Annotated in this window: 12 protein-coding genes; 3 read left to right on the forward strand and 9 right to left on the reverse strand. The window is 70.8% G+C overall.

The window, feature by feature from the left end; all coding sequences use genetic code 11:
* Window positions 1-26: 26 nt before the first annotated feature.
* The 5 genes from GT354_RS19640 to GT354_RS19660 form a co-directional block, all read right to left on the reverse strand.
* Window positions 27-1,367: an HD-GYP domain-containing protein gene (locus GT354_RS19640; protein WP_161357601.1), complete on the reverse strand. Its 1,341-nt coding sequence runs from the start codon at window positions 1,365-1,367 to the stop codon at window positions 27-29.
* Between the two features lie 147 nt (window positions 1,368-1,514).
* Window positions 1,515-1,853 carry a mycothiol system anti-sigma-R factor gene (rsrA, locus tag GT354_RS19645; RefSeq protein WP_161357602.1) on the reverse strand — a complete coding sequence of 113 codons (339 nt, stop codon included), beginning with the start codon at window positions 1,851-1,853 and terminating at the stop codon, window positions 1,515-1,517.
* Window positions 1,850-2,485 carry a sigma-70 family RNA polymerase sigma factor gene (locus tag GT354_RS19650; RefSeq protein WP_161357609.1) on the reverse strand — a complete coding sequence of 212 codons (636 nt, stop codon included), beginning with the start codon at window positions 2,483-2,485 and terminating at the stop codon, window positions 1,850-1,852. Before GT354_RS19650 ends, rsrA begins: the two co-directional genes overlap by 4 nt.
* Before the next feature lie 148 nt (window positions 2,486-2,633).
* Window positions 2,634-3,278, reverse strand: a complete 645-nt coding sequence (locus GT354_RS19655; RefSeq protein WP_161357610.1) for an alpha/beta family hydrolase — start codon at window positions 3,276-3,278, stop codon at window positions 2,634-2,636.
* A gap of 73 nt (window positions 3,279-3,351) precedes the next feature.
* Window positions 3,352-4,122, reverse strand: a complete 771-nt coding sequence (locus GT354_RS19660) for an SOS response-associated peptidase (protein WP_161357603.1) — start codon at window positions 4,120-4,122, stop codon at window positions 3,352-3,354.
* 71 nt (window positions 4,123-4,193) lie between these two features.
* Between GT354_RS19660 and aroA the strand changes: the two genes are divergently transcribed.
* Together aroA and rsgA are read left to right on the forward strand one after the other, a co-directional pair.
* Window positions 4,194-5,471 (forward strand): 3-phosphoshikimate 1-carboxyvinyltransferase, encoded by a 1,278-nt coding sequence (gene aroA, locus GT354_RS19665; RefSeq protein WP_161357611.1) that lies wholly within the window; start codon window positions 4,194-4,196, stop codon window positions 5,469-5,471.
* Between the two features lie 12 nt (window positions 5,472-5,483).
* Entirely contained in the window at window positions 5,484-6,539 is a 1,056-nt protein-coding gene (gene rsgA / locus GT354_RS19670) for a ribosome small subunit-dependent GTPase A (RefSeq protein ID WP_161357604.1), read from the forward strand.
* 55 nt (window positions 6,540-6,594) lie between these two features.
* On the opposite strand, the gene GT354_RS19675 is transcribed toward rsgA, so the two are convergent.
* Window positions 6,595-7,110, reverse strand: a complete 516-nt coding sequence (locus GT354_RS19675; protein WP_161357605.1) for a DUF2231 domain-containing protein — start codon at window positions 7,108-7,110, stop codon at window positions 6,595-6,597.
* 269 nt (window positions 7,111-7,379) lie between these two features.
* Here GT354_RS19675 and GT354_RS19680 point away from each other — a divergent pair, with 269 nt between their 5' ends.
* A complete protein-coding gene (locus GT354_RS19680; protein WP_161357606.1) occupies window positions 7,380-8,153 on the forward strand; it encodes a DUF4097 family beta strand repeat-containing protein in 774 nt (257 codons plus the stop codon).
* A gap of 30 nt (window positions 8,154-8,183) precedes the next feature.
* Here the strand turns inward: GT354_RS19680 and GT354_RS19685 are convergent, their stop codons facing one another.
* From GT354_RS19685 to GT354_RS19695, 3 genes are all read right to left on the reverse strand, one after another.
* Entirely contained in the window at window positions 8,184-8,729 is a 546-nt protein-coding gene (locus tag GT354_RS19685) for a DUF2087 domain-containing protein (protein WP_161357607.1), read from the reverse strand.
* Window positions 8,730-8,805: 76 nt separating this feature from the next.
* The gene (locus GT354_RS19690; protein ID WP_161357608.1) at window positions 8,806-9,495 is read right to left on the reverse strand and encodes an HAD family hydrolase; all 690 of its coding nucleotides are present in this window, start codon (window positions 9,493-9,495) and stop codon (window positions 8,806-8,808) included.
* 42 nt (window positions 9,496-9,537) lie between these two features.
* Entirely contained in the window at window positions 9,538-10,647 is a 1,110-nt protein-coding gene (locus GT354_RS19695) for a ferritin-like domain-containing protein (protein WP_346012091.1), read from the reverse strand.
* Between the last annotated feature and the right edge of the window lie 227 nt (window positions 10,648-10,874).

Here is a 10,874-nt window from a genome sequence, read left to right on the forward strand (position 1 = left end):
GCCCAGGCGCGCCCCCGCAGTCGCGCTCACGCGCCCCCACCGACCCGCTCACGCGCGACCGAGTGCGAGTCGAAACGCATCTCCCCGCGCGGCGCGGGCACCCGCTCCTGTACCTCGCCCTCCGGCCAGCCGTACCGGGCGAGCGCGCGCCCGAGCGCGTCGACCATGCGCGGGTCGAACTGGCTGCCGCTGCACCGCCGCAGTTCCGCCATCGCCGCCTGCGCACCGCGCGCGGGCCGATACGAGCGCGTCGAGGTCATCGAGTCGAACGCGTCCGCGACCGCGATCACCCGCGCGAACTCGGGGATTTGGCTCCCGGCCAGGCCGGCCGGATAACCGCGCCCGTCCATCCGTTCGTGGTGGTGCAGGATGCCCGCGTGCGCCTCGCCGAGGAATTCCAGGTCGCGCACCATCGCGGCACCGCTGACCGGGTGCCGTTGCATCTCCCGGAGTTCGTCCGGGTCGAGCCGGCCCGGCTTGGTGAGCACCTTGGTGGACACGCTCAACTTGCCGACGTCGTGCAGGATTCCGGCGTAGCGCAGGCACACCACGCGGTCCTCGCGCATGCCCAACTGTCGGGCGATCAGCACCGAGGCCCGCGCGACGCGTTCGCTGTGCCCGCGGGTGTAGCCGTCCTTGATCTCCACCGCCCGCACGAACGTGCGCACCGTCGCCTCGTGCGCGGCGCTCTCCCGCGCCTGTTGCGCGTACGCCCAGAACGCGACGTAGAGCGGCAACAGCACGAGCACCGCCGCGAACACCCCGAGCCGCTGCTGCCACAGGACCGCCATCATCAGCGCGATCGGCGCCGAGCCCAGCCGCCACCCGGCGGTGCGCACGAACACCTCGCGCAACATCTGGACCTGCCCGACCCCCTGGGTCGCGGTCGCGAACGCCGCGTCGAGCACTCCGCTCACCAGGTAGAGCACCACCCCGACCGCGCCCACCCGGGCGAGCCCGGCCCAGATCGCGGCCGCGGTCACCTCCCGCGGCCCGCCCAGGAGTTCGTACACCCCGGAGGCCGCGGCGACGGAGAGCACCAGGTGCGCCGCGTTGACCACACGCGCGGTCGGGTCGGCGGTACGGGCCCGCGCGATCAGCACTCCCGGCACCGTGATCGTCGCGGCCGCGCCGGCCGGCAACAGCAAGACGCTCGCGCACACCAACGGAAAAAGCGCCCCGTCGGGGGCGCCGCACAAACCGGTGAGTCGGGCCCGGGCCACCGCGCCGAAGGTGACGAACAGCGCCGCGAGCGCGATCAGTCGATCGAGGTCCACGCCGGACCACGGGAGCAGGATCATCGCGGGCACGGACGCGCCCGCCACGACGATGACGTGGACTCGTGCGAGCGGCGGCAGCGTGCGCATGCGACTCCTCGGCCGGTCACAGCACTTGGAGCACCGAGGATAGGCCGCCTCGCGAACGGCCGAGGGGCGCATGACCGGTTTATCCCGGCCGTGCGCCCCTGATTAGCTCGATCGGGTCAACCCCCGATCGTCGTACGTGGCCGAACGTCAGGCCAGACCCGGTCGCTCTATCTCGACCACGGTCTCCTCCACGACTGCGGACTCGTGGACGGAGGGTCGCTGCGCGTCGACCTCGATCCGCACCGACTTGATCCGCGCCAGTACCTTGCTGCGCAACTCCGAGGGAACCTCGTCGCGCCCACAGCAGCGGTGCACGAGATCCTTCACCTGCTGCTCCAGCCCGTACTTGTCCAGGCACGGCGAGCACTCGTCGAGGTGCGTGCGGATGCTGGTGCAGTCCGCGTCCGCGAGCTCGTTGTCGATGTACTCGTACAGGTGCCCGAGAATCTCGGAGCAATCCACCTCGTGGTGGTCACCGCAGCTCATGAATCCGAGCCTTTCCGGTCGGTGCCTGCGGGGACGAGGCCGCGCTCGCGTGCGTAGTCGGACAAAAGATCGCGAAGCTGACGACGCCCGCGGTGCAGGCGCGACATCACGGTCCCGATGGGAGTACCCATGATGTCCGCGATCTCCTTGTACGCGAAGCCCTCGACGTCGGCGAGATACACCGCGATCCGGAATTCCTCCGGAATCGCCTGCAGGGCGGTCTTCACGTCGGAGTCCGGCAGGTGGTCGAGGGCCTGTGCCTCGGCCGAGCGCAGTCCGGTGGACATGTGCGACTCGGCGCGGTGCAGCTGCCAGTCCTCGATCTCCTCCGCGTGCGACTCCAGCGGCTGACGCTGCTTCTTGCGGTAGGAGTTGATGAAGGTGTTGGTCAGGATGCGGTACAGCCAGGCCTTGAGGTTCGTGCCCTCTTTGAACTGGTGGAACGACGCGTACGCCTTCGCGAACGTTTCCTGGACCAGATCCTCGGCGTCGGACGGGTTGCGCGTCATGCGCAGCGCCGCCGAGTACAACTGATCGAGGAACGGCAGGGCATCCCGCTCGAACCGTGCGTCTTGCTGCTCCAAGGTCTCCGGGACGAGACCCACCTCCTTCAGGCCAGGAGTCGACGATATCGCCCGAGGCTGATCGGTGCCCGCACCCCACTCGGGCCAGGCGAGAAACGGTGCCTCGTTTCGGACAACCGAACCGGCGGCCTTGAGCATGGGGGCAACCTCCACTCGTCGACGCTTGACAGTGGTGGGAACACGTCGTCCGAGCGGATCATTCCCGCGCGGTCGCCGCCTCCAGCCAATCGCCGACACCCGTCGTGATCAGGGCCAATGCGGCTTCCTGGGTCGTTTCCGCCTTCTTCGGGACGGCGAATCCGTGGTCGGCCCACGGGACGGGCAGCACGGTCGGACCGTCCTTCGGGAACTCCTCGGGAGTGCCGAAGGAGTCCCGTTCTCCCTGTACGACGAGAGTCGGCACACCGGCGCCGAGCAATTCCGCCATCCGCGAACGCTCGGGCTTGCCGGGCGGGTGCAGCGGAAAGGCCAGCGCGACCACGCCGGCGACCTCGGTCTCGATCGCGGTGCGGCACGCGACCCGGGCGCCGGCGCTGCGGCCGGCCCCGAAGACGGGCAGGCCGGCGGCCTTGTTGCGGGCCGCGATCGTCCGCATCACCGGTAGCCAACCCGCGTCCAGGGTCTTGGGGGCGGGCGCGAGCCGACGCCCGGCGACACGCCACGGCTGCTCGACGAGCGCGACGTGGAAGCCGCGTGCCGGCAGCGCGGACGCGAGGGCGACCAGGTCGCGCGCCTCGATCCCGCCGCCGGCGCCGTGACCGACCACGAACCACGCGCGGGCCCTGCCGACCGCCCGGTGAAAAGTCACCCGGGCGAGCCCGACGGGCGTGTCGACCGACACCGTGTCGGGCTCGACCTCGGTCGGGTCGGCCGCGCCGGCCGGATCGGAAGCCGGATCGGAATCGGCGGCCGCGTCAGAAGAGCGTCGCGTCAACGGTGACCTCGTCGTCGGGGATCGGGTCGAGCAGGTGGGGAGCGTTGTTGCGGACGTTGTTGACGTCCACCGACACCGGATGCGCCGTCATGAAGCCGGGCCGCGGCGGGACCAGCAGGCCGCGTATCTCCTCGGGCTCGGTCAGCGCCGGGTCCAGCCACGCGTCCCACCGGTCCGACGTCAGTACGAGCGGCATCCGGTGGTGGATCCGGGACAGCTCCTCGTCGGCGTCCGCGGTCAGGATCGTGCACGTCCACAGCCACGCGAGCGGGTCGTCGTCCGCGCGCCCCTTGTCGCGCCACCACTCGTACAGGCCCGCGAAGGCCACCTCCGACCCGTCCTGGGCGTGGATCCAGAAGGGCTGCTTGCGCGACGCGCCCTTGGGCCCGTCGGGCGCGGTCTTCGGGGTGTGCCACTCGAAGTAGCCGTCGGCCGGGAGCAGACAGCGTCGGGCCGTGAACGCCTTCCGGTAGGAGGGCTTCTCGTGCACGGTCTCCGACCGCGCGTTGATCATCTTCGCGCCCGCGCCGGGATCCTTGGCCCACGACGGGACCAGGCCCCACTTGATCGTGCGCAGTTGCCGCACGGGGTCGCCGCCGGGCTCCGCGGCGCGTTCCAGGACCGCGTAGACCTGCTTGGTCGGAGCGATGTTCCAGTCGGGTTCGAGTTCGTCCGCCGGGTCGAACCGATCGACCTCGAACAACTCGACGAGGTCTTCGGGACTCTTGCTCGACGCGTACCGGCCACACATGGCACCCAGAGTGCCACGTGTCCACCCGGAAAACCGGGCCGGCCCCGGCAAACGACTACGCTTGCCCCGTGATGTCTGCGCTGTGGTCAGCCCCTGTTGCCTCTGCCCCCGTGACCGCCACCGTCGAGGTGCCCGGTTCCAAGTCGGTGACCAATCGCGCCCTCGTGTTGGCCGCGCTCGCCGACGGGCCCGGGTATGTGCGCCGCCCGCTGCGCAGCCGCGACTCGCTTCTGATGGTCGCCGGTCTGCGCTCGCTGGGCGTGGTGATCGAGGATCACGGCGACGACTGGTACGTCCTGCCCGGCCGGCTCGGCGGACCCGCCGCGGTGGACTGCGGCAACGCGGGCACGGTGATGCGCTTCCTGCCGCCGGTCGCGGCCCTCGCCGACGGCCCGGTGCGCTTCGACGGCGACCCGCGCTCGTACGAGCGCCCACTCGACGGCGTGATCAACGCGTTGCGTGACCTGGGCACCCGGATCGACGACGACGGCGAGGCCCGGTTGCCGATGACGGTGCTCGGCGGCGGCGGGGTCGAGGGCGGGGTCGTGCACATCGACGCGTCGTCGTCGTCGCAGTTCGTCAGCGCGTTGCTGCTGTCCGGACCGCGCTTCAACCTGGGCGTCGAGGTGCGGCACACCGGCACGTCGGTGCCGTCGATGACGCACATCGCGATGACGGTCGACATGCTGCGGGCCGCGGGTGCCCAGGTCGACGACGGCGAGCCCAACGTGTGGCGGGTGGCGCACGGCGCGCTGCTCGGGCGCGACATGGTGGTCGAGCCCGACCTGTCCAACGCCGGCCCGTTCCTGGCCGCGGCGCTCGTGACCGGTGGCGCGGTGACCGTGCGCGACTGGCCCGAGTACACCACGCAGCCCGGCGACCGGTTGCGCTCGATCTTCACCGAGATGGGCGGGACCTGCGCGCTCGGTCCGGCGGGCCTGACCCTCCAGGGCGGCGCGCGGATCCGGGGCATCGAGGCCGACCTGCACGACGTCGGCGAGTTGACGCCGGTGATCGCCGCGGTCGCGGCGCTGGCCGACGGACCGAGCCGGTTGACCGGCGTCGCCCACCTGCGCCTGCACGAGACCGACCGCCTCGCGGCGCTGGTCAAGGAGATCAACGATCTCGGCGGCGACGTCAACGAGATCGAGGACGGCTTGGAGATCCGGCCGCGCGCGCTGCACGGCGGCGTGTTCCACACCTACGACGATCACCGCCTCGCGACGGCGGGTGCCGTCCTGGGCCTGCTGGTCCCGGGCGTGGAAGTGGAGAACGTGGAAACCACCGCGAAGACCCTGCCCGACTTCACCGGCCTGTGGACGAGCATGCTGACCGCGCGGAACGGCTGAGGGGCCCGGGAGATGGCCGGTCTCGGATCGAACCGCCGCAAGGACCTGGACGAGGACGACATCCGGATCCGTCCGGGCAAGCGCGGCTCGCGGCCGCGCACCCGCACCCGGCCCAAGCACGAGGACGCCCGCGAGGGCCGGGTCCTGACCGTCGACCGGGGGCGCTACACGTGCCTGTTGGAAGACGAGTCGGCGGACGAGAGCCCGACCGGGGACCGCTCGATCACCGCGATGAAGGCCCGCGAGTTGGGCCGCAAGGGTGTCGTGGTGGGCGACCGGGTCGGCATCGTCGGCGACCTCAGCGGCGAGTCCGGTTCGTTGGCCCGCATCGTCAGGGTCGAGGAGCGGCGCAGCACGCTGCGGCGGACCGCCGACGACGACGATCCGTACGAGCGGATCATCGTCGCCAACGCCGACCAGCTCGCGATCGTGACCGCGCTGGCCGACCCCGAGCCGCGGCCGCGGTTGATCGACCGCTGCCTGGTCGCGGCCTACGACGCGGGTCTGGAACCGCTGCTCGTGCTGACCAAGGCCGATCTGGCGTCCCCCGACGACCTGTTGGCCATGTACGGCGCCTTGGGCGTGGAGTACGTGGTCACCAAGAGCGAGTCGAACTGGGACCTGGACCCGATCCGCGCGCGCCTGGCCGGCAAGACCACCGTCTTCGTCGGGCACAGCGGCGTCGGCAAGACCACTCTGGTCAACGAACTGGTCCCCGACCACCAGCGCGCGGTGGGCCACGTCAACGAGGTGACCGGTCGTGGTCGGCACACGACCACGTCGGCGCTGACCCTGCGGCTGCCGGTGTTCGAGCGCGGCGAGGGTCAGGGGTGGGTGGTCGACACCCCGGGCGTGCGCTCGTTCGGTCTCAACCACGTGGACCTCAGTCGGGTGATCAACGCGTTTCCCGACCTCGCGGCCGGCACCGAGGACTGCCCCAGGGCGTGCTCGCACGACGAGCCGGACTGCGGCCTGGACGCGTGGGTTGCGGCCGGGCACGCCGACCCGGCCCGGCTCTACTCGCTGCGGCGCCTGCTCAAGACCCGCGAGCGCGACGAGGGCGACTAGCCGCTCTTCGCGACGAAGGTCCGCGCGACCGACCGTCGCGGCGGTGCGCCCGCGCTCAGCGCAGCCGGGCGCTGCTGTTGTCCACCGTGCTCTTCCACACCGCGCTCGACCCGGAGTGGCCCACCCGCGCGACCTGGACGACCGCGAGCACCGCGGCCACCACGGTCAGCACCGCGACGACGGGTGCCACGTACGGCGGTATCGTCCGCGGCCGGAAGGTGGCGGCGGCCCGGTGGCGGGCGACGAGCAGCAGCACGAGCGTGATGCCGAACAGGCCGATGGCGTACCACAGCATGTCGGCGCCCCGGTCCACGTGCGTCTGGACGGCGGCGGCGCGCTGACCGTCGCTCAGCCGGTCGAGGCGGGTGAGCAGCTTCTCGCCGCTCTGCTTGGCGACGAAGGTGGTGAGCGCCGCGACCGCGTCGAGACCGACCACCCACCACCCCAGCCGCAACAACCAGGCCCGGCGGACCGCCACGAGCACGCTCGCGACCGCCGCCACCGGTACGACGACCACCGCGAGGTGCACGACCAGGACGTGAGTGGGCAGGCCGAGGACGGTGTCGAACATGAACCGGGTCTCCTTGCTGTGGGGGGTCCGAGGGAGAGGACGACCCTCGCACAGTCCAACGGATCCCACCGTGCCCGGGTTCAGCCGACGTCGAACCGGGTGTACGAGGGGTCCTCGGGTCGGCGTCGGCGGGTGGGCGCCTGCCGGCGGTCCCGGGTCGGGAAGGGGGGCCAGCCCCACCCCGGGTTCGGGTGACCGCCGGATGCCGCCCCCGAGTGCCCCGCTCATACAGTTTGGACAGCTTCGGATCACCTGTCGGGGAGAGTGTCATGAAAAGGCCGCTGCGCACGCTGTTGATCGTCTTCGGTGTGGTGATCACCGCCGGAGGGATCCTTCTGGCGGCCTGGGTCGGGATCATCCTGTTGTCGAGTCACGACGTGCGGGCCGAGAAGACCTTCCAGCTCACGAGCAACGATCTGGTGATCGACGCCGACAACGGCGGCGTGACGATCGAGCCGGGCGCGTCGGGGGTGATCGAGGTCAGGCGCAAGGTCACCGACAGCATCGACGGGCCCGACCCGACGTGGTCCCTGGAGGGCAACCGGCTCAAACTGCGGCTGCACTGCTCGACCTTCTTCGGCTTCTCGTGCGACGGTTCCTACGCGATCAAGGTGCCGCTCGGCCTCCCGCTCACCGTGGCGACCGACGACGGCGGAGTCAACGTGTCCGGTCTCAGGCAGAACATGAAGATCACCACGGACAACGGCCACATCGACATCAGCGACAGTGTGGGCGACTTGACCATGCGCACCGACAACGGCGGCATCGACGTGACCCGCACGACCGCGAACACCGTCAAGGCCACCACCGACAACGGCGGCGTCCGGCTCCGGTTCGACAACAGCCCCACCGCCGTGGACGCGCGGACGGACAACGGTGGGGTCAAGATCACCGTGCCCGACGACGGGACCGACTACGAGGTCGGCGTCAAGACCGGCAACGGCGGCAAGGATGTCGGCCTGGACAACGTCCGCGGCTCGACCCACAAGATCACCGTGCAGACCGACAACGGCGGCGTCAGCATCCAGCGCACGGCCCGCTGACGCCCGCCGGCGCACCGGTGGGGTCGTCGCTCAGACCGGGAACGACCCGCCGGTGCGCCAGTACACCCCGCCCTCGCGGCCGAGGAAACCCTCGTCCACGAGGTGCCGGCGCAGCGCGGCGTGGTCGTCCGTGAAGATCCGCAGGGCCTCGACGATCTCGCCCTCGTCGTAGCGCAGTCCGGGTTCGAAGCTGCCCGCGATGTGATCGAGCACGACGAGTCGCTTGGCCCGCTGGACCGGCAGCCGCCGGATCCGGCCCTGCGTGAGGTAGGTGCGCAGCACGGCCGCCTCGGCGGGGTCGCGGTCGGCGAAGGAGTCGTCGGGGGCTTTGCCGAGCCCGGCCGCCGCCTGGGCCAGTGCCTCGGGGCATGCGTGCCATCCGTCACCCACGCGCGCGGCGAGGCCGACGGCCTCCAACCGGGCGAGCACCTTGATCGTGTCGCGCACCGCGAGACCCGCCCGGTCGGCGATCTCGGAGCTGAGACGGGCCTCCAGGACGAGCGCGGCGAAGACCTTCAACCGGGCCTCGTTCGCGAGGAGACGAAGCAGCTCCGCGGATTCGTCGGCCGGCCCCATGGGTCGATGGTAGGACTTCGCGGCCGGGCCGGGACCGGTTGGCGCGGAGGATCACTCGGATGGCCGGCGGGCCGTCTCAGTCGCCGCGTACCCCGAGTTCGTCGATGTGGGCGAGCATGTCACCGGGCTCGTCGTACACGCGGAACGCGTGTGCCCGCTCCAGTTCGTCCGCGCCGTAGCCGCCGGAGAGCAGGCCGACGCCGAGCGAACCGGCCCGCCGTGCGGCCAGCAGGTCCCAGATGCTGTCGCCGACCACGACGCACTGCCCGGGGTCCATGCCCAGCTTCGCGGCGCCGGCCAGGAACAGGTCGGGGTCGGGCTTGGCCCGCGCGACCTCGTCCCGGGTGACCATCGGCAGGTCGAGCGGGGCGCCGAGCTTGGCCAGCATCGGCTCGGCCCCCGCCCGGCGTCCGCTCGTGGCGATGGTCCACGGGATGCCCACGTTGGTGAGGTGGCGCAGCAGTTCGGGGGCGCCCGGGAGCGGCTGGATCGACTTCACCCGGGCGGCGTAGTTGCGCCCGTGTGCGTCCTGGAGCGCCTCGACCTGGTCGGCGGGCAGATCCAGGCCCGTCTCGCGTTGGATGCCCTTGACGAACAGGCCGCCGCTCATCCCGATCTTGCGATGGATGCGCCACATGGCGAGGTCGATGCCGGCCTCGCTGAGCGCCTCCTGCCACGAGATGACGTGGTGGTAGACGCTGTCGACGAGGGTCCCGTCGAGGTCGAAGACGAAGGCGGGCGGTCGGGAGTGTACAAGTTCGGTCATACCGAAAACCTAGCCCGCCCGCCCGGGTAGGGCATCGCGCAGTCAGTCCTGCCTGCCCAGTTCGACCATGTCGGTGACCTCCGCCTCGCGGGCCACCTCCTCCGCGCGGATGCGTTTGTCGCGATCCAGGGCCTCGGCCTGGTCCTCGTCGTCGCGCATCAGCCTCTCGACGTTGGAATCCCCCATGTCGAGCACGCCCATCTCGGCGAACGTCGTGCGCACCTTGGGACCCCACAGGCCGATGTCCTTGATGCACGGCACGATCCGGCTGAACAACAATCGGCGGAACTCGCGCAGGTATTCGGAGTTCTCGGTGGCCTCGCGTGCCTCCGCCTTGTCGATCTCGAAGTTGTCCCACACCTCCTCGTCGCGCAGTCGGTCACGCATCAGGTAGCACCCCTCGACGACGAACTCCTCGCGCTCGCCGCGCTCGGCGTCGGTGAGTTGGGCGTAGTAGTCGCGCAGCGCCATCCGGCCGAACGCGACGTGTCGGGCCTCGTCCTGCATGACGTACGCGAGGATCTGCTTCGGCAGCGCGACGGAGGTGATGTCGCGCAGCATCCCGAAGGCGGCCAACGCGAGTCCTTCGATGAGCACCTGCATGCCGAGGTAGGGCATGTCCCAACGCGCGTCGGACAGGGTGTCGTCGAGCAGCGACTTCAGGCTCGCATTGATCGGGTAGTACAGACCGACCTTGTCCTTGAGGAAGCGCGCGTACGTCTCCGCGTGTCGGGCCTCGTCCATGACCTGGGTGGCCGCGTAGAACTTGGCGTCCAGGTCGGGCACGCTCTCGGCGATCCTCGCGCTGCAGATCAGCGCGCCCTGCTCGCCGTGCAGGAACTGACTGAACTGCCAGGCGATGCTGTGCCGGCCGAGCTCGTCGCGCTCGCGTGGCGACATCATGTTCCAACTGCGCGTGCCGTACAGGGAATGCATCTCCTCGGGAAAGCCGAGCGGGTTGACCGGGTCCACCGGCAGATCCCACTCGATCCGCCGGGCGGCGTCCCACTGCTTGTCCTTGCCCTTGGCGTACAGCGCGAGGAGCCGGTCGCGGCCCTCGTCGTATTCCCAGTCGAACCGGGCGGCCCCGGTCGCCGGGACCTCCCAGACGGTCATGTCGGCGGGTATCGCGTACAGGTCGTGCGTCGACACGGGCGTTCTCCTCGCTGCAGTCGACAGACGTGCCGGCGGCGGAAGCCGTACCGCTGTCCTACGCCTTCGACGCGCCGACCGGAAGCCCCCGGACCAACCCGATTACTACCGAGTAGCCTTCCTTGTCGGCGACTCGCCCGACTGCGGCGGCGTGGCCGGCTCGACGGGCGTCCGCGCAGCCTGCCGGCCCTGCGCGGGGATCGCGCCGGCCTCGGGACCGGTGACCG

Origin of the sequence: Streptomyces sp. SID3343, assembly GCF_009865215.1 — a bacterium.
Classification (GTDB): domain Bacteria; phylum Actinomycetota; class Actinomycetes; order Streptomycetales; family Streptomycetaceae; genus Embleya.